The sequence below is a fragment of the Diaminobutyricimonas aerilata genome (assembly GCF_002797715.1).
In the GTDB taxonomy this organism is placed as follows: domain Bacteria; phylum Actinomycetota; class Actinomycetes; order Actinomycetales; family Microbacteriaceae; genus Diaminobutyricimonas; species Diaminobutyricimonas aerilata.
This window is the reverse complement of sequence record NZ_PGFF01000001.1, coordinates 2,402,417-2,420,667: the sequence shown is the minus strand read 5'-3', so window position 1 is coordinate 2,420,667 and position 18,251 is coordinate 2,402,417. Positions and strand designations below refer to the sequence as shown.

The following is an 18,251-nucleotide window of genomic DNA, read 5'->3' as shown; positions in this document are numbered from 1 at the left end:
GCGGATCAGAAGTCGCGCGGCTGGCCGGTCTCGAGCAGGATGCCGTCCTGGATGGCGCGCTTGCGCAGCGCGACCTTCGTGCCGACGTCGAAGCCGGCGACCCGGTACTTCTCGCGGATGCGCTTGAGGTAGCTCTTCGCCGTCTCCTCGGAGATCCCGAGCTGGTAGGCGACCGCCTTCACGGGCTCGCCGCCGCCGTAGAGCGCCATGACGCGTCGCTCCTGCGCGCTGAGCTTCGGCGAGCCGCCGACGTCGTTCGCGTTGAGGGCGAGGTCGAGCTCGGCCGACACGAACGACTCGCCCGCGTAGGCGGCGCGGATGGCCTCGACGATCATGCTCGCGTCCTCGCTCTTGACGAGGTAGCCGAGTGCGCCGGCGGCGAGCGCCTCGCGCACCACGTTCGGCTCCGAGTAGGTGCTCATGAGCACGACCTTCACGCCCGTCGTCTTGAGCGTCGAGATCTTGAGGGCGACCGGGATGTTGTCCTTGAGGTCGAGGTCGAGCAGCACGACGTCGACCGGGAACTCGGGATGGGTCAGCAGCTCGGGCCACGTCGCCACGGCGGCGACCATCGAGATGTCGTCGGCCGCGCCGCGGATCCACTCCGTGAGCGCGCCGAGCAGCATGCGGTGGTCGTCGACGAGGGCCAGACGGATGCGCGGCTGATCTGCCATGTGCTTACCTTCCCTGGGAGCTGTGGGTCGAGGCCACCTCGGCGGGGCTGTCCACGGCGCAGTCGATCTGCACGCGGAGGCTCGCATCCTCGGTCGAGTCGTCGTATGGCCCCACCTTACCCAGCGCATCCCAGACCGCCGGATCGACACGATTGCGGGGGAGTCCCGTCGTCTTCATGACGATCGGCACGAGGATGCGGCGGTCGGGGCGACCGGTCGGCCGCACCGGGCCGAGGGTGATGTGCACGGAGCGGTTGGGGTTCGTCGTCGCGCCGTCGCTGATGACGAGCCAGACGGCGGAGAGCAGACCGTCGCGCTGCGACGGATCGAGCAGTCCGGCGAGGCTCGACGGGTCGGTGAGGGTCACCGACTGGCCGAGCATTCCCGACTCGGTGATGGCGTGGTAGAGCCAGGTCTCCCGGCGGCCCTCGATGAGGTGCAGGCGCAGCTCGGTCGCGAGCGACGCGGCCACGGATGCGGTGCGCGGGTCGAGGGGGAGCGCCACCTCGCCGTTCGCGACGGAGTCGAGCAGCTTCTCGGCGTCGAGGTCGAGCCGGGCGAGCTCCTCCGACGCGAGCATGCCGACCGCGAAGCGCGGGGCGGAGACGGTGCTCTGCACGAGCACGCGGTCGAGTTCGATGCGCACCATGCGGCGGAACCCGCGGACGACGACGACGCCGATCACGGCGGGCAGCACCGCGAACGCGAGGGTGCTGATCTGCTGGGCCAGGTGCTCGACGAGCGGCCGCGTGTTCACCGCCATGGCGACGGCGAGGGCGAGCCCGATGGCGCCCGCGGCGGCGATGATCTCGCCCGAGGAGCGGAGGGTGAGCACGAGCAGCAGCACCATCCCGGCGCTCACGGCGGCGGTCGCGTAGCGTCCGACGTCGTGCAGTCCCCAGATGGCGATGAGGTCGAGGGCGACCGCTCCGCCGAGTGCGGCGAGGAAGAGCCCGAACATCCAGTCGGCCATCCGCTCGCCGGTCACCCGGAAGAGCACGACCGCGGCGATGCTCACGGCGAGCAGCACCGCCCACGCCGAGAGGGCCGCGAGGGGCACGGGGTACTCGTCCCAGTAGACGACGAACCAGGCGAAGCCGTAGAGCAGGCGGATCGCGACGACGATCGCGGCGCCCGCGGCGAGGAAGGTGGTGCCGAGGCTGCCGCGGTGCGCGGTGCCCGGGCGGGCGAACCGGCGGGCGACCTCCGTGGCGCGGCGGCCGCTGCGCGTGATGGGCGCGCCGAGGGTGTTCTCGTCGGGGCGGGAGAAGCTCATCGCGGTACCTCCAGCACGACGGTGGTGCCCTGGCCCGGCGCCGAGAACAGGCGGGCGTTGCCGCCGACCTCGCGCAACCGGCCGACGACCGACTCCTTGAAGCCCAGCTTGTGCTCCTCGACCCCGTCGAGGCTGAATCCGACGCCGGAGTCGGTCACGAGCGCGCGCACCGTGGTCTCGTCGTCGGTGATCGTCACGTGCGCCTGCGTCACCCCGGAGTGGCGGCGCACGTTCTCGAGGCACTCGGCGAGCGACAGCAGGAATGCGTCGAGCACGTCGCTCGGCAGCAGCACCTGCCCGGTGCCGTGCCAACTGACCTCGAGGCCCATCCGCCCGAATCGCTGCTTCACCGACTCGAGGGTCGTGCCGAGCACGGTCTCTTCGACGGGCTCGGTCGACACGGGACTCGTCGGCGGCGGCACGGGCGTGCCCCCGAGCCGCAGCTGGCGCAGCAGTCGGGCGTCGTCGCCCGCCTGCTGCTGCAGCGCCTCGGGGGAGACGCCGACGCCGGAGTGGGCGAGCAGCGTGAGGGTCGCGAGCACCGTGTCGTGCAGCAGCCGTGCGCCCTGACGGCGTTGCGCCTCGAGCTCGCTCGCCTGCCGCTCCGCGCGGTGTGCGCGTCCGATACTGCCGATGCGCTTCGCCGCCCGCGGCACGGCCGCGCACACCCACAGGCCGATGACCGTCGGCAGGCCCCAGCCGAGGGCGAGCAGAGCGGCGGTGCGCAGCGGGTCCTGCAGGTCCCACGTCGCGATGAGGGTCGTTCCGGCGATGAGCACGAACAGTCCGACGAGCACGACGATGCGGCGCGGGCTGACGGTGAGCGGGGCCGCGAGCGCGCCGAGCGACCCGGCGGCGAGCTGCATGACGGCCGTGATGCCGTTGGCCTCCGGAGGCGTCGCCGAGAGCAGGGTCGTGAGCACGACGGCGATCAGGCCGGAGGCGGCGGCCGTGAGGATCCAGGCGGAGGAGGTCGCCGCGCCGATCCGCCAGAACGCGACGCCGAGCAGGACGTAGAAGGGGGCGGCGAGCACGAGCGCCGTGGTGTCGACCGCGCCGGGGATCACCAGGCACAGCAACGACACCACCGCGAAGCTCAACCCGTACACCCGTGAGGTGCGGTGGAGCAGTCGGTCACGCTCTCTGGTGATCAGTTCCATGCCGTTCGAGGATCCCCCTGTCCGCAACGCCGCACCCATTCTGACAGTTATCACCAGAAGTGGGGGTAACCCCGGCTCCCCGCGGGGTGGAACGGCCGGTACAGTTCTACTCGGAACAAGAGGGGCGATCCACCACGGTGGAGCCACACAGAATCATGTTCCGGGCCTCACCGACCTAGCGGGGAGGACCGGAACGGTGCCGGAACCCGGACACGGCACTGGGGGAAGCGTCTCGACGCGACCCGTATCGGGGGATCGGCCAGGGGCCGCGTGATCGCGCGGCCCCGGCTCCGTTTAAGGGCCCGTCAGGCCGCAGTACTGGGCGTAGAACGCGTAGAGGTCGTGACGCAGTTCCTCCGAGGCCGCCCGTTCGTAGACCGCGCTTCCGCGGGTCGTCGTCACGTCGAAGCCGAACAGCGTGCCCTGTTTGTCCTCGGCGAGCGCGTGCGCGTCGCACCGCGAAGGCGCGATCGGCACGGCCCAGCGTCGCGTGGCGTCATCCTCCGTCGATCCCTCCGCCGGCGTGGGCTGAGGCAGGTCGGCGAGCGCCACATCGGTCGCGCGTGCCCCGCTCGCGTCGAGCACGGTGAACAGCACGGTCGAACGGATGCGTTCGAGGGTCGCCTCGGTGTCTCCGGTCGGGCGGGCGCTCACCTCGAGCAGGGCGGGCACGCCGGGGCCGCCTCCCACGAGGGGTCCGAGCTCGACCTCGGTGGCGCGCTCCACGTCGGCGCGCACGCAGTCGGCGAGGGTGAGTTCCGGCAACTGGTCGAGCGGGTCCGCCGGCTCGACGGTCGCGACGGCACGGCGCCCCTCGACCTCGAACGAGATGGCGACGGAGGCGCGGGCCTCCTCGGTCGCGCAACTCGCCTCCGGCAGCTCCACCGGCAGATCCCGCGCGGTGCCGGCGGGCACCGTCGTGCCGCGCTCCCACACCGCCGGCTCGACGAACGCGGCGGAATCGAAGGTGACCGAGTTGACCTCGAGCGGCACGTCGAGGTCGTTGACGACCTTGATCTGCAGTCGTCGGGGCACGACGTCACTGCGGTTCTGCACGACCTCGACACTCACGCCGTCGGGAAGCCCGTCGAGCGGCGGCACGACCTCGGCAGGCGCGCCGCACCCCGTGAGCAGCCCGAGGACGGTCACGGCGATCGCGCCCGTCAGGGAGACCGGTCGTGCGCGCATCCCGTCATCGTAGAGCGGCCCGGCTGGGCGCCGGGCGCGCTCAGCGCGAGTCGGGAGCGAGCCATCCCTCGCGCACGGCGTGCCGGCGCAGCAGGATGCGGGTGCCGATGTCGACGCCGACCTCTCGGTACTTGCGTCGGGCACGCTTGATGTACGACTTCACCGTCTCCTCGGTGGTGCCCATCTCGGCCGCCACTTCGCGCACGTTGTGTCCGCGGGCGTAGAGCACCAGCGCGCGCTGCTCTCGGCGTCCGAGGTTCGGGTCGGCGGTGCTGCCGGCGGCCTGCACGCGCTCCGAGAGCTCCGGCGCGAGATACTCGCCGCCGTCGGCGACCGAGCGGATCGCGGCCAGGAGGTCGTCGACTCCGGCGGTCTTCGGCACGAACGCCTTCGCTCCGGCGCGCAGGGCCGTGGCGACCGCGCCCGGATCCGCGTGCCTGCTGATCACCACGGCGCGGCCCCCCGCCGCGGCGATGGTGCCGAGCTTCGCGGTCACCGGGATGTGGTCGTCGAGATACAGGTCGAGCACGGTCACGTCACCGGGAAAGCGCGAGTGCGCGACGAGCTGCGACCACGTCGTCTCGACCGCGACGAGCTCGATGCCATCGGCGTCGCGCAATCGCGCCTCGAGGCCGTCGAGCACGAGCCGGTGGTCGTCGACGAGGCTCACTCTGATGTGTTCCCGGTCAGCGACCGATGGGTTCGGGTTCCCCATCTGATCACCCCCGCTGACGAGTGTACAGACTCCTGAACAACACTCGATTGTCCCGATTCGGGGGTCAGTAGGCGAGCAGCTCCGACAGGCGCGTGCCGACCGCCGCGTGCTCGATGAGGAACCCGTCGTGCCCGAACGGCGATTCGATGACGACCGCCTCGTCCCCATGCACGGTGCCCGGGATGGCGCGGGCGATGCGGTGCTGCCCCGAGACGGGGAACAGCCGGTCCGAGTCGATCCCGACCACGAGCGTGCGGGCGGTCACGGAACGCAGCGCGGCCTCCACGCCGCCGCGACCCCGACCGACGTCGTGCGAACTCATGGCGTCGACGAGGGTGATGTAGCTGTTCGCATCGAACCGGCGGGTGAACTTGTTGCCGTGGAAGTCGAGGTAGCTCTCGACGGCGAACCGACCACCGCCGCCGAGCGGACTGAGCCCGCTCTGCCACGACGTGCCGAACCGGTCGTTGAGCTCCGCCGGCGCGCGGTAGTTGAGCAGCGCCATCCGGCGGGCGAGCGCGAGTCCGCGGTGCGGTCCCTCCCCGTCGGGGGCGTCGTAGTAGTCGCCGTCGCGGAACGTCGGGTCCATCCGGATCGCCTCGAGCTGCACCGAGTTGAGCGCGATCTGGTCCGCCGTCGACGACGGCGGGGCGGAGAGCACGGCGAGCCGCTCCACGCGGTCGGGGAGCCCCGCCGCCCACTCGAGCGCCTGCATGCCGCCCATCGAACCGCCGACGACCGCCGCCCACCGCTCGATGCCGAGCGCGTCGGCGAGCGCGGCTTGCGCCGCCACCTGGTCGCGGATGGTCAGGTACGGGAACCGGGCGGCCCACTCCCGGCCGTCGGGGGCGAACGACGCGGGACCGGTCGAGCCCTGGCACCCGCCCAGCATGTTGGGCGCCACGACGAAGAAGCGGTCGGTGTCGATCGCGCGACCCGGTCCGACGAGGTCCGGCCACCAGCCGCCGGTCGCATGCCCCGGACCGGGCGCACCCGTGACATGACTGTCGCCGGTCAGCGCGTGCAGCACGAGCACTGCATTGCCGGCGTCCGCGTCGAGCTCGCCCCACGTCTCGTATGCGAGGCGCACGGCGGGGAGCCGGCCGCCGCCCTCGAGGGCGAGCGGACCGAGCGCGGCGAAGCGGCGGTCGCCGACGGGATCGCCTTCGCGCCAGGCGCCGGTCGCCGGGGGCTTGCCGAGCAGGGAGCGCACGTTCGCCTCGGTGACGAACGCCGACGGCACGGCGTCCTCGGGGGTCTGCCAATCCATGGTGCAGCCAGTATGTCGGGCCGGGCGGGAAGCCCGGCGCAGTGTTACGTGCGGAACGGCACAGGGCCCCGACCCCGCGCGGACGCGGGGTCGGGGCCCTGGGAGCGGATCAGGCCGAGGCGGCCGCGCGCGACACGTTGCGCGCCGCGGTGAAGCCCGCCTCGAGGTCGGCCTTGAGGTCCTCGACGTTCTCCAGTCCCACCGACAGGCGCACGAGGCCCGGCGTGACGCCGGCCGTGAGCTGCTGCTCCGGGGTGAGCTGCGAGTGGGTCGTCGACGCGGGGTGGATGATCAGGCTGCGCACGTCGCCGATGTTCGCCAGGTGGCTGAACAGGGTGACGCTCTCGACGAGCGCGCGACCCGCATCCACGCCGCCCTTGAGCTCGAACGACAGCACCGCGCCGACGCCGAGGGGAGCGTACTTGTTCGCCGTCTCGTACCAGGGGCTCGAGGGAAGGCCCGAGTAGTTCACCGACGCGACGTCGTCGTGGCCCTCGAGCCACTCGGCGATCGCCTGGGTGTTCTGCACGTGACGCTCGATGCGCAGGCTGAGCGTCTCGATGCCCTGCAGCAGCGTGAACGCGCTGTCGGGGGCGAGCGCCGCGCCCGTGTCGCGCAGCAGCTGCACGCGCGCCTTGATGACGTAGGCGATCGCGTCGCCGAGCACACCGGTGTAGCTCGCCCCGTGATACGAGGGGTCGGGCTCGGTCAGCCCCGGGAACTTGTCGACGTGCTGCGACCACGGGAACTTGCCGCCGTCGACGAGGACGCCGCCGATGACCGTGCCGTGCCCGCCGAGGAACTTCGTGGCCGAGTGCACGACGATGTCGGCACCATGCTCGAACGGACGGATCAGGTACGGCGTCGCGATCGTGTTGTCCACGATGAGCGGCAGGTCGTTCGAGTGGGCGACCTCCGCGACGAGCTCGATGTCGAGCACGTTGATGCGCGGGTTGCCGATCGTCTCGGCGAACAGCAGCTTCGTGTTCGGACGCACCGCGCGACGCCACTCCTCGGCGTCGTCCTGGTTCTCGACGAAGGTGACCTCGATGCCGAGCTTCTGCAGCGTGTACTTGAAGAGGTTGTAGGTGCCGCCGTAGATCGAGCTCGACGAGACGATGTGGTCGCCGGCCTGGGCGATGTTGAGCACCGCGTAGGTGATGGCGGCCGAGCCGGAGGCGACCGCGAGAGCGGCGGTGCCGCCCTCGAGCGCGGCGACGCGCTTCTCGACGACGTCCTGCGTCGGGTTCATGATGCGGGTGTAGATGTTGCCGAACTCCGCGAGGGCGAAGAGGTTCTTCGCGTGGTCGGCGTTGTTGAAGACGTACGAGGTCGTCTTGTAGATCGGGGTGGCGCGGGCGTTCGTCACCGGGTCGGGCGCGGCGCCCGAGTGGATCTGCTTGGTCTCGAACTTCCAGTCGGTCATCGGGTTCCTCCGGGGCTGTCGTCGCGGCGCCGTCGTCGCACCGTCACCGGGCCACGCTAGGCATCGCGCCCGTCGCGGTCAACGCCGGGTGACACACGCCGTAACGCGGGTCAGCCCCGGCGCCGCGACCCGGTCGGATCGACCTTGCTGGTGCGCCCGGCGTCCCTGTCGACGAACAACCAGTCCGGCTTCGGCTCGATGATCGGCCGGAATACGCGCCGCACGAGCGGACTCGCGAGGGCGATCGAGATGGCGATGCTCGCGAACACCATCGACAGCAGCCACACGTTCGTCGCGTGCGCGTCCTTCAACAGCCCGGTCTCGCGGATGGGGTAGAGCACGAAAGAGTGCAGCAGGTAGATGTACATCGTCGCCTGACCGAACCCGGTCATCCACGTCTCACCGCGGGGAATGAGCACGAGGAAGCACGCCGAGAGCAGCACGGCGAGGGCGATGACCGCGAGGCGGACGATGCCGCCCCACCACTGGTCCTCACCGATGCCGACGTAGGAGCGGTCGTAGAAGAACCAGTACCGCAACTCGATCTGCCGCCAGAAGGGCAGGTACGCGACCACGACGACGAGCCACGCCGCACCGACGACGACCGCGGCGAGACGCAGCCACCACGCCTGGGCGTCCATCAGCCGGTACTTCTCGACGAGACCCCACTCGCGGACCTTCCAGCCGAGCACGAAGAACGGCAGGATGCCGATCGCCCGCGAGAGCGAGAACGTCGTGTCGATGTTGTCGAAGTATCCGGCGCCGATCGACAGGGCGACGGCCCAGAACAACGGCCAGCGGATGAGGGCGAGGTAGGGCAGGATCAGCCGGAAGATGCCGAGCGCGAGCAGGAACCAGAGCGTCCACGACGGCTGGGTGGGGTTGAACTCGCGTTTGCCTTCCACGAGGAACTGCACGGAGGTCCAGATGGTCTCCATGATCAGGTAGGGCAGCAGGATGTCGGTGAGCACCTTCTTCATCTGCCGCCCGTTCGGCGCGCCCGACTTCGAGAAGTAGCCGCTGATGATCGCGAACGCGGGCATGTGCCACGCGTAGACGAACAGGTAGACGATGAGGGCGTTGTCGCTGTCGCTGATCTGCCGCTGGATCGCGTGCCCGATGACGACGAGGGTCACGCACACGAACCGGGCGTTGTCCCACAGCGGAACCCGGCGCTGAGCGGCGGCGGCCGCCCCCTCCGGCAGCGTGGTCGTCATCCGGTCAGCCTACCGACGGCCGGGCCGTGCTCCCGGCGCCGCTAGCGTGGTGCCGACGGATCGGAAGGGAGCGCGGATGACGCGGCGGGCTGTGGTGACCGGGGCGAGTTCGGGGATCGGGGCGGCGACCGCCCGGGAACTGCGTCGACGGGGCTGGGAGGTCGTCGCCGTCGCGCGACGCGCGGACCGGCTCGAGGCGCTCGCCGACGAGATCGGCGCCGAGTTCGTGGTCGCCGACCTGACTTCCGCCGCCGACGTCGCGCGGTTGCGCGACACGATCGCGGGCGGGGCGCCGCTGCACGCGCTCGTCAACAACGCCGGCGGCGCGTTCGGTCTCGCCTCGGTTGAGGACTCCGACCCGGAGGACTGGCGGCGCATGTACGAGGTGAACGTGCTCGCCACCCAGCGGGTGACGGCTGCCCTGCTGCCCCAGTTGCGACGCGGCGCGACGGATGCGGGGGTCGCCGACATCCTCACGGTCACCTCGATCGCGGCCCACGTGGTCTACGAGGGCGGCTCCGGCTACAACGCGGCGAAGTTCGCCGAACGTGCACTCGTCGAGGCGCTGCGGCTCGAACTCGCGGGGGAGCCGCTGCGGGTGGTCGAGATCGCCCCGGGCATGGTGCGCACCGAGGAGTTCTCGCTCGTGCGCTTCGGCGGCGACAGGGAGCGCGCCGACTCGGTGTACGCGAACGTGCCCGGACCCCTCGTCGCCGAGGACGTCGCCGAGGCGATCGCCCACGCGCTCGACCTGCCGGCGCACGTGAACATCGACTCCCTCACGATCAAGCCGGTGGCGCAGGCCGCACCGCACAAGGTCATGAAGGGCGAGCTCCGCGTCAAGCAGTGACCCGACCGGGGTCGGGCGCATCGGGGGCCGGGTCGGCGAAGGCGAGCCGCGGCACGAGGAACAGCAGCACCGCCGCGATGAGCGCGCCGACGCCGCAGATCGCGAACACCGCGAGGTAGCCGGCGAGGCTCGACGCGGTCGCGGTCACCGCCTCGGCACCCGCGGCGACGAGCAGCACCGCGAACACGGCCGAGGCGAACGACCCGCCGATCGTCTTCGTCGTGTTCGTGAGCGCGGTCGCCACTCCCGTCTGCCCACGCGGGGCGGCGGCCGCCGCGGCCGCCGGCAGGGCGCCGACGAGCGCTCCCGAGCCCATGCCCGCGACGATCATGTTGACCGTCACGTGCAGCACCGAGTCGTGGAAGGGCACGAACGCGAGGTAGCCGCCGGCGACGAGGAAGGCCGCGGCGATGAGGGCGACCCGGGGCGAGAAGCGGGTCGACACGAGTGGGAACAGCAGCGCGCCGACGATCATGGCCACGAGGTAGGCGCCGATGACGTTCGAGATCTCGTCGGCGGCCAGCCCCAGCCCGTAGCCGTTGACGGGGTCGGTGCCGGCGAACGTGCTGAGCGGCGCCTGCGCGCCGAGGATGCTGATGCCCACGAGGCCCGCGGTGAGCTGGATCGGCCACATCGACGGCTGCCGCAGCACGCGCACGTCGATCGCCGGATCGGGGTGCCGCAGCTCCCGCCGCACGAAGGGCACGACGAGCGCGACCCCGCCCGCCATCAGCAGGTACACCCACCACGACTCCGGACCGGAGAGCCGCAGGAACGTCAGCCCGCTCGTGATCGTCAGCAGCGCCAGGGTCAGGAGCACGAATCCGCCCGTGTCGAGCCGCCGGCCGGGCACCGGGGTCGACTCGGGCACCCCGAACAACACGGCGAAGAACACGAGCGTGACGGCGACGGCGGGCACCGCGAGGGTGGGTGTCACCTGCTCGCCGAGGGCGCGGAAGATGCGTCCGCCGCCGAGTGCTCCGATGATCGCCCCCGCCTCGAGTGCGACGACGAGCAGCCCGGCCGCGCGCCGCGTGGCGCTCGCCGCCGTGCCCGTCGCGCGACCGCGGTCGAAGATGAGGGCGACCTCGAGCGGCAGCCACACGACGTAGAAGCCCTGCAGCGCCCACGCGAGCAGGAAGGAGGTGAAGTCGCCCGTGAAGGCGAGCCACCAGCTCGCCCCGGCCGTCAGCGCGGTGGAGGCCAGCAGGATGCGCTTGTGACCGAACATGTCGCCGAGCTTCGCGAGCACCGGCACGACGATCGCCGAGAGCAGCAGCTGCGCCGCCTCGAACCAGTTGAAGTCCGCATCGCGGATGCCGAGATGCTCGACGAGGTCGGGGATGAGGGGCACGTAATAGCCCTGTAGCACGCCGCTGACGATCTCGACGAGGAAGAGGTAGCCGACCAGCCGGAACGTGACCGCGCCGGCGCGCGTGCGGGCCGACGCCGACGTCATGCCGCGATGCTAGGGCATCTAGGCTTTCGGAATGAGCATTCACCTGGTCGGCGGTGGATGGGATGCCTCGGTCGCCGACGACCTGTACCGTCCGTTCATCGCCGAGGCCGAAGCGCGCGCCGCCGGCGCGGGGCGCGTGGTCCCGCGCATCCGGGTCGTCATCGTCACCGACGGCCCGCTCGACGACGGCGCGGAACAGCTGGAACGCTGGACCGGCCTGTTGCGCTCGACCGCGAGCTGCGATCCTGTCGCGACCGTGCTCCACCCCGGCGAGGAGCTGCCCTCGTCGGCGTTCACCGCCGTGGACGCCCTGCTCGTGGGCGGCGGACTCACCCCCGCCTACCTCACCGCGATCGCGCCGCGGATCGACGAGATCCGACTGCTCGTCGCCGACGGGCTGCCATACCTCGGGTTCTCCGCCGGCGCGGCGATCGCCGCCGACCGGGCGATCGTCGGCGGCTGGCGGATCGCGGGCGTGCCGGTGTGCCCCGAGGAGGCCGGCGAGGACCTCGACGAGGTGACCGTTCTCGAGGGGCTCGCCCTCGTCGACATCGCGGTCGACGCCCACGCCGCCCAGTGGGGGACCCTCGGGCGGCTCATCGCCGCGACCGAGGCCGGTCTCGTCGACGGCGGTGTCGCGATCGACGAGAGCACCGTGCTCGTCGTGAGCGACGGAGGCTTCCACGTCGCCGGCCGGGGGAGCGTGTGGCAGGTCTCCGACGACGGAACGGGCGTGCTCGTGGCGACGCTCGGCGCCGAGTGACCGGGTCCGCATGACGACGGGGACGCGTCGTCCGCTCGCGGAGCTCGTCGACCCGGACTGGGCCACCGCCCTCGAACCGGTCGCGGGCCGCATCGCGGAGCTCGGGGACTTCCTGCGCGGCGAGACGGCCGCGGGCCACGGATACCTCCCCGCGGGCGAGAACGTGCTGCGGGCGTTCACCTTCCCCCTCGCCGAGGTGCGGGTGCTCATCGTCGGGCAGGATCCGTATCCGACGCCCGGGCATCCCATCGGCCTGTCGTTCGCCGTCGACGCGCACGTGCGCCCGATCCCGCGCAGCCTGCAGAACATCTACCGCGAGCTGCGCGATGACCTCGGCATCACCCCGCCCGAGCACGGCGACCTCACCCCGTGGGCGCGCTCCGGTGTCATGCTGCTCAACCGCGTGCTCACCGTGCGGCCGGGCGCGAGCGGCTCCCACCGCGGCCGCGGGTGGGAAGAGGTGACCGAGCACGCCATCCGCACGCTCGTCGCGCGCGACACCCCGCTCGTCGCCGTGCTGTGGGGCCGGGATGCGGCGACACTGCGGCCGATGCTCGGCGACGTGCCGGTCGTGCAATCGGTGCATCCGAGCCCGCTGTCCGCGTCGAAGGGGTTCTTCGGCTCACGACCGTTCAGCCGGGTCAACGCGCTGCTCGCCGAGCAGGGATCGGCTCCCGTGGACTGGTCGCTCGGCGCGTGAGCGCCGCGCCGGCCGCCTAGAATCGCACGCGACGACAGGAGGGGCTCGGTGCTCGAAGAGGAATACTCCCCGCGACGGCAACTGCCTCCTCACCTGCGGAAGAAGCCCGAGCCGGAGGCGCCCTTCGCCTTCAGCATCCGGCCGGCCACCGAGGCGGACCTGCCCGACATCCGCGAGATCTACAACCACTACGTCGCGAACTCGACGGTGACCTTCGACGAGAAGCCGACGACCCTCCGCGCGTTGCGCTCGAAGTTCGCGCACGTGCGCAAGCTGGGCTTCCCGTGGCTGGTCGCGCAGAGCCCCAGCGGGCAGATCCTCGGCTACGCGTACGTGTACCCATGGAAGGAGAAGGCGGCCTACCGGTACACGGTGGAGAACTCGATCTACCTGCGCGCCGCTTCGACGGGCAAGGGGCTCGGCACGGCGCTGCTCGCCGAACTCATCGAGACGAGCCGGGAGGCCGGCGTGCGCGAGATCATCGCCGTGATCGCGGATCGCGGGGCGGAGGCGTCGATCGCCATGCACCAGCGCTTCGGTTTCGAGCAGATCGGGCACATGGGCAAGGTCGGCTACAAGTTCGACCGCTGGCTGGGCACGGTGCTCATGCAGAAGTCGCTGAAGAAGCGCTGACGACCCCTCTCCGTCCTGTTCGGGACTGGCCTGTGTCGGTGCGGACTGCCAGGCTCGGATCATGACCGCACGACAACTCCGCCTCGTCGTCGAGACCGAGGACTACGACGCCGCCGTCGCCTTCTACCGCGACGTGCTCGGCTTGCGCGAACAGGGCGCGTTCGCCGCCGGCGGCGGCGCGCACGTCACGATCCTCGAGGTGCCCGCTGCGACCCTCGAGATCGCCAATCCTGCCCAGATTCGCTACATCGACGATGTGGAGGTGGGCCGACCGACCGCGCGACCATATGCGTTGAGCATCCGGGTCGCATTCGAGGTCGATGACGCCGCCGAGACCACGCGGCGCCTCGCCGACGGGGGAGCGGAGGTCGTCGCCGAGCCGGTCGAGACGCCGTGGCGCTCGCTCAACGCGCGCCTCGAGGCACCCGGTGGGCTGCAGATCACCGCGTTCCAGGAGCTCGACGATCCCGGTCAGGACGAGTAGGCCAGTTCCGTCATCTCGTCGCAGATCGCGATCGCGTCGTCGTAGGCGGCCTGGCCGCCGGTCGCGCTCAGCACCGACATCCAGCTGTCGCTGCGCAGCACGTTGACGATCGCGGGGAAGCCCTCCGTGTCGCCGATGACCTCGTAGACGACGGCGTCGCCCGCCTTGCGTTCGTTGAGACCCTGCGCGACGAGGTCGCCGACCACCTGGGCGCGATTCGCGGGCGACATCGGTGCCACCGACAACACCATCGTCGTGCCGTCGTTGCCGTCGACACCCCAGATGCAGGTGATCCCGCCGGACTGCTCCTCCGGGGTCGGGTCGGCGAAGTAGTCGGTGCCGTAGACGCCGCCGGGGCCGCCGAGCAGCGTCAACCCCGTCTTCTCGAACGTGGTCAGGCGGCTCTCCGGCACGAGCTCCTCGCACGACTCCGGCTGCTCGAAGCGGGCGGGTTCGGAGGTGGCGGCCGGTTCCGGCGTCTGACCGGTCTCGGGCGGGGCGCTGTGCGCGGGGGCGTCGTCATCCGGGGCGGCTTCCGCGGAGCAACCGCTCACCACCGCCACGAGCACCGCCATCCCGGCCAGTGCCGTCGCACGTCCCCGCATGTCGCCCCTTTCCCGGGGGAATCTAACACCCCTCGCGACGATCGGAATCCGCCGCTGGGAGGACGACGAGCCGCTCGCCTCCGCGAGGCGCGCGATGCGGGCCGCGGGAGCGCGCCGGCCGTTCGAGGCGCCGCCCGGAGCGATCTAGGCTCGACGCGTGTTCGAGCTGCACCACCTCACCGCCCAGGAGCAAGTCGAATGGTTGCGCCGGGGGGAGGTGTCGCCGCGGGAGCTCGCCGAGCACTATCTGGAACGCATCGCGCGCCTCAATCCCGTGCTCGGGGCGTTCACGACGGTCTCGGCGGAGGGCGCGCTCGACCGGGCGGACGCGATCGCCCGCTCGGCCTCCCGCGCGGCCACGCTGTGGGGGCTGCCGCTCGCCGAGAAGGACCTGACCCGTCGTGCCGGTGCCCGCACGACCTTCGGTTCGCGGTTGTTCCGCGATTTCGTGCCGGCGGAATCCGACGAGCTCGTGCACGTGCTCGATGCGGCGGGCGCCGTGAGCCTCGGCGCGACCGCCGCGCCCGAGTTCGGACTGCCCAGCTACACGGAGGGGCTCGCCGCGCCTCCCGCCCGCAACCCGTGGAACACGGCCCTCGGACCCGGTGGGTCGAGCGGCGGCGCCGCCGTCGCGGTGAGCGCCGGTCTGCTGCCGGTCGCGCCGGGCAGCGACGGGGGCGGATCCGTGCGCATCCCCGCCGCGGCGACCGGCCTCGTGGGACTCAAACCGTCGCGCGGTCGCATCCCCGCGGGGAGCGGCCTCGACCGGCTGGCCGGGCTCGTGGTCCCGGGCCCGCTCGCCCGCACGGTCGCCGACGCCGCGCTCCTGCTCGACGCCATGAGCGAGGGAGCGTGGGAGTTCTCCACCCGCGCTCCCGCATGGGACGGGGGTGCGCTGCTCAACGCCGCCGTTCGCGGCGAGGGTCGCTTCCAGCTCGCCGTCATGACCTCGAGCCCGTGGGACGAGGCGTACGAGATCGCGCTCGATCCCGCCGCGCGCGACGTGCTCGACACCGCGCTGCGCGAACTGGACGCCCTCGGGCACGGCATCGAGGAGCTCGACTTCGGTCCGTCACCCGAATACGCGCCCGCCTTCCGCACGATCTGGCAGGCCGGCGCCGCGGGAATCCCCGCCGAGGGCGAGCAGCTCGACCTGCTCGAGCCCCTCACCCGCTGGCTCGTCGAGCGCGGACGTGCCCTCTCCGCCCGGGAGCTCGCGGAGGCGCTCGCCGTGCTGACCGGGTTCGAGCGGCGGGTCATCCGCTCGTTCGCCCCGTTCGACGCCGTCATCACCCCCGCGCTCGCGCAGACGCCGCGACCGATCGGATGGTGGGATGCGGAGGACGGCGAGCGGAACTTCGCGCAGCAGGTGCAGTACACCCCGTTCACGAGCTTCGTGAACGTGAGCGGGCTGCCCGCGATCACCCTGCCGGTCGGTGAGACCTCGGCCGGCCTGCCGATGGGTGTGCAGCTCATCGGTCGCCCGGGCCGGGAGGACGTGCTGCTCGCGATCGGCGCCCAGCTCGAGCGCCGGCTGCGGTGGCAGCGACGGCATCCGTCGATGTGGTGAAGCTGCGAGCCGACCTCCTGACCGTGACGGCTTAGGTTAGGCATGCCATACTTGGCGTGATGTCGCTCCCCACCACCCCGATCACGCTGCCCACGCGCGTCGAGTACGCCGTGCTCGCGGCCGAGGTCGCCGCGGTGACGCCGGTGGGACGACACCTCGTGCGCGTGACCTTCCGCGGCGACGAGCTGCGCTCCGTGCACGCGGCGGGCTTCGACCAGCGCATCAAGATCGCGGTCCCGCATCCGGTCACCGGGTCGCGCCATATCCCCCGGGCCACGGACTGGTTCGCCGCGTGGCGGGCGATGCCCGAACAGGAACGCTGCGTGCTGCGCACCTACACGATCCGCGCCGCCCGACCCGAGGTGGGCGAACTCGACGTCGACTTCGTCGTCCACGGCGACGAGGGTCCTGCGACGCGTTGGGTGCGTCGCGCCCGCGTCGGCGAGATCATCCACCTCGTCGCGCCCGAGGCGATCGGACCCGTCGCCGCCGACGCTCCGGCCCCCGGCGTCGAATGGAACCCCGGCGACGCCGCCCGCGTGCTGCTCGCCGGCGACGAGTCGGCCGCGCCCGCGATCTGCAGCATCCTCGAATCCCTTCCGCGCAAGGCCCGCGGTCGCGCGTTCATCGAGGTGCCGAGCGAAGCCGACGTGCAGCCCGTGGCCGCACCCGGGGGAGTGACGGTCACCTGGCTCGCCCGTGAGAGCCGGCCGGAACTGGAGCACGGCGTCGCCCTCGACCGGGCCGTGCGCGCCTACGTGAGCGAGATGGTCGTCACGGACGACGGGGGCGAGGGCCTCGACGAGATCGACGTCGACGCCGACGCGCTGTGGGAGGTGCCCGCTGCAACCCCGTCGCGCGAGCTCTACGCCTGGCTCGCCGGCGAGGCCGGCTGCATCGCCGGGCTGCGTCGGCACCTCGTGCGCGAGGTAGGACTGCACCGCTCCGACGTCGCGTTCATGGGGTACTGGCGCCGCGGCCGGTCCGAGCTCGGCTGAACCCGCCTGTACCGTCGCTCGTCAATCGACGGGCAGGTGCAGCAGCTCGGCACTGCGCGCCCAGATGCGCGCCGCGAGCTCCGGGTCCTTCGCCCGACGCTGCGCGCGCCCTTCCGGCTGCAATTGCGAGAAGTAGCCGCCGTTCTCGCCGGGCACCTCGTCCGCTGTCGCGAGCTGCACGAGCGGCGCCGCGCCAGACTCCGGCGAGATCTGCGCCGACTCCACGAGGTTCGTGAAGCGGCGCAGGATCGGGGACTCGGCGCCGAACGACGTGCGCACGTAGCCCGGATGGAACGAGTAGCTCTCGAGCCCGGTGCGCCGCGCGAGCTCGCGGGCGAAGAGGATCGTGACGAGCTTGCTCGTGCCGTACGCCCGCCAGCCCCCGCCCCAGCGGCGGTCGCTCCAGTCGAGGGTCTCGAACCGGCGCCACGCGACGAGGTTCGCCACGCTCGCCGTGTGGAGCACCCGCGCGCCGGATGCGGTGAGGCGCGGCTGCAGCAGCCGGGTCAGCAGGTACGGGGCGAGGTGGTTCAGCTGCAGCGTGCGCTCGAACCCGTCGACCGTGAGCTCGCGCCGGTGCATGAGACCGCCCGCATTGTTCGCGAGCACGTCGATGCGCGGCAGGCGGGCGAGTTCGTCGGCGAGCCCGCGCACCTCGTCGAGTCGAGAGAAATCCGCGAGCAGGGCGGTGCCGCCGCATTCCGCGGCGACCGACCGGGTGCGCCCGGCGTCACGGCCGACGACGATGAGGTCGTGGCCGCGCCGCGCGAGCTCGCGGGCGGCGGCGGCGCCGATACCGGAGCTGCCCCCGGTGATGACGATGGTGCTCATCGGTACCCTCCCTCTCGCAAGCCTGCCTCGACCTCGAAGCGGTTGGTGTGCGGATCGACGCCGGCCGCGAAGTACAGCACCGGGAACACGAGGCCGTATCGCCGCCACTGCGCCCGGTGCACCGCCTCGTGACGCAGCACCGCATCCGAGACCGTGTCGCGCGTCAGGTACACCGCGCCGATCGTGGTGCCCCCGCGGCCGAAGGCCCATCGCGGCAGGCCGGCGCAGACGACCACCCCGCCGCGCCGCCGGTAGCGGAAACCGCCGAGCAGCCCGCCCCAGAGGGCTCCGCACGCGCTGGCGAGCCAGTACCCCGGTCGTGCGACCGCGGGGTGCAGCAGCACCGCGCGCAGCGGACGCCGCCGCGACGCCCAGGCCACGGCGCCGCGCAGGGCGATCGGAACCCCAGGAGCCGCCATGCTGCGCACATTA

At 71.8% G+C, this 18,251-nt stretch carries 18 protein-coding genes and 1 pseudogene; 7 read left to right on the top strand and 12 right to left on the bottom strand.

The window, feature by feature from the left end; all coding sequences use genetic code 11:
• Window positions 1–5: 5 nt before the first annotated feature.
• The 8 genes and pseudogenes from CLV46_RS11680 to CLV46_RS11645 all read right to left on the bottom strand — a co-directional run bounded on the left by CLV46_RS11680 (window position 6) and on the right by CLV46_RS11645 (window position 8,926).
• On the bottom strand, window positions 6–674 hold the full coding sequence (locus CLV46_RS11680) for a response regulator transcription factor (RefSeq protein WP_100364930.1): 669 nt from the start codon (window positions 672–674) through the stop codon (window positions 6–8).
• 4 nt (window positions 675–678) lie between these two features.
• On the bottom strand, window positions 679–1,950 hold the full coding sequence (locus CLV46_RS11675) for a hypothetical protein (protein WP_100364929.1): 1,272 nt from the start codon (window positions 1,948–1,950) through the stop codon (window positions 679–681).
• Window positions 1,947–3,110, bottom strand: coding sequence for a sensor histidine kinase (locus CLV46_RS11670; RefSeq protein WP_100364928.1), 1,164 nt, complete (start codon window positions 3,108–3,110; stop codon window positions 1,947–1,949). Before CLV46_RS11670 ends, CLV46_RS11675 begins: the two co-directional genes overlap by 4 nt.
• A 294-nt stretch (window positions 3,111–3,404) precedes the next feature.
• Window positions 3,405–4,298 (bottom strand): hypothetical protein, encoded by an 894-nt coding sequence (locus CLV46_RS11665; protein WP_100364927.1) that lies wholly within the window; start codon window positions 4,296–4,298, stop codon window positions 3,405–3,407.
• A gap of 40 nt (window positions 4,299–4,338) precedes the next feature.
• Window positions 4,339–4,968, bottom strand: coding sequence for a response regulator transcription factor (locus CLV46_RS11660; protein ID WP_245866780.1), 630 nt, complete (start codon window positions 4,966–4,968; stop codon window positions 4,339–4,341).
• Between the two features lie 109 nt (window positions 4,969–5,077).
• A complete protein-coding gene (gene metX, locus CLV46_RS11655) occupies window positions 5,078–6,283 on the bottom strand; it encodes a homoserine O-acetyltransferase MetX (protein WP_100364925.1) in 1,206 nt (401 codons plus the stop codon).
• A 109-nt stretch (window positions 6,284–6,392) separates the two neighbouring features.
• Window positions 6,393–7,781: pseudogene (locus CLV46_RS11650) on the bottom strand (bifunctional o-acetylhomoserine/o-acetylserine sulfhydrylase); the annotation flags it as partial.
• 38 nt (window positions 7,782–7,819) lie between these two features.
• Window positions 7,820–8,926, bottom strand: coding sequence for an acyltransferase family protein (locus CLV46_RS11645; protein ID WP_100364923.1), 1,107 nt, complete (start codon window positions 8,924–8,926; stop codon window positions 7,820–7,822).
• 76 nt (window positions 8,927–9,002) lie between these two features.
• Here CLV46_RS11645 and CLV46_RS11640 point away from each other — a divergent pair, with 76 nt between their 5' ends.
• Window positions 9,003–9,776 (top strand): SDR family oxidoreductase, encoded by a 774-nt coding sequence (locus CLV46_RS11640; RefSeq protein ID WP_100364922.1) that lies wholly within the window; start codon window positions 9,003–9,005, stop codon window positions 9,774–9,776.
• Here the strand turns inward: CLV46_RS11640 and CLV46_RS11635 are convergent.
• Window positions 9,766–11,235 carry an MFS transporter gene (locus CLV46_RS11635; RefSeq protein WP_100364921.1) on the bottom strand — a complete coding sequence of 490 codons (1,470 nt, stop codon included), beginning with the start codon at window positions 11,233–11,235 and terminating at the stop codon, window positions 9,766–9,768. The genes CLV46_RS11640 and CLV46_RS11635 overlap by 11 nt on opposite strands.
• A 31-nt stretch (window positions 11,236–11,266) precedes the next feature.
• On the opposite strand from CLV46_RS11635, the gene CLV46_RS11630 reads away from it, so the two are divergent.
• The 4 genes from CLV46_RS11630 to CLV46_RS11615 all read left to right on the top strand — a co-directional run bounded on the left by CLV46_RS11630 (window position 11,267) and on the right by CLV46_RS11615 (window position 13,815).
• Window positions 11,267–11,998 carry a Type 1 glutamine amidotransferase-like domain-containing protein gene (locus CLV46_RS11630; RefSeq protein WP_100364920.1) on the top strand — a complete coding sequence of 244 codons (732 nt, stop codon included), beginning with the start codon at window positions 11,267–11,269 and terminating at the stop codon, window positions 11,996–11,998.
• A 10-nt stretch (window positions 11,999–12,008) separates the two neighbouring features.
• Complete coding sequence (locus tag CLV46_RS11625; RefSeq protein WP_100364919.1) at window positions 12,009–12,698, top strand: uracil-DNA glycosylase; 690 nt, start codon at window positions 12,009–12,011, stop codon at window positions 12,696–12,698.
• 48 nt (window positions 12,699–12,746) lie between these two features.
• Entirely contained in the window at window positions 12,747–13,331 is a 585-nt protein-coding gene (locus CLV46_RS11620) for a GNAT family N-acetyltransferase (protein ID WP_100364918.1), read from the top strand.
• Between the two features lie 61 nt (window positions 13,332–13,392).
• Window positions 13,393–13,815, top strand: a complete 423-nt coding sequence (locus CLV46_RS11615; RefSeq protein ID WP_100364917.1) for a VOC family protein — start codon at window positions 13,393–13,395, stop codon at window positions 13,813–13,815.
• Here the strand turns inward: CLV46_RS11615 and CLV46_RS11610 are convergent.
• Entirely contained in the window at window positions 13,803–14,420 is a 618-nt protein-coding gene (locus CLV46_RS11610; RefSeq protein WP_157802307.1) for a hypothetical protein, read from the bottom strand. The two genes, CLV46_RS11615 and CLV46_RS11610, sit on opposite strands and share 13 nt — an antisense overlap.
• Before the next feature lie 157 nt (window positions 14,421–14,577).
• Here CLV46_RS11610 and CLV46_RS11605 point away from each other — a divergent pair, with 157 nt between their 5' ends.
• Entirely contained in the window at window positions 14,578–15,990 is a 1,413-nt protein-coding gene (locus CLV46_RS11605; protein ID WP_100364915.1) for an amidase, read from the top strand.
• A 59-nt stretch (window positions 15,991–16,049) separates the two neighbouring features.
• Window positions 16,050–16,988, top strand: a complete 939-nt coding sequence (locus CLV46_RS11600) for a siderophore-interacting protein (protein WP_100364914.1) — start codon at window positions 16,050–16,052, stop codon at window positions 16,986–16,988.
• A gap of 21 nt (window positions 16,989–17,009) precedes the next feature.
• Here CLV46_RS11600 and CLV46_RS11595 read toward each other — a convergent pair whose 3' ends face one another.
• Together CLV46_RS11595 and CLV46_RS11590 are read right to left on the bottom strand one after the other, a co-directional pair.
• A complete protein-coding gene (locus tag CLV46_RS11595; protein WP_100364913.1) occupies window positions 17,010–17,819 on the bottom strand; it encodes an SDR family NAD(P)-dependent oxidoreductase in 810 nt (269 codons plus the stop codon).
• The gene (locus CLV46_RS11590) at window positions 17,816–18,238 is read right to left on the bottom strand and encodes a hypothetical protein (protein WP_245866777.1); all 423 of its coding nucleotides are present in this window, start codon (window positions 18,236–18,238) and stop codon (window positions 17,816–17,818) included. Before CLV46_RS11590 ends, CLV46_RS11595 begins: the two co-directional genes overlap by 4 nt.
• Window positions 18,239–18,251 lie beyond the last annotated feature (13 nt).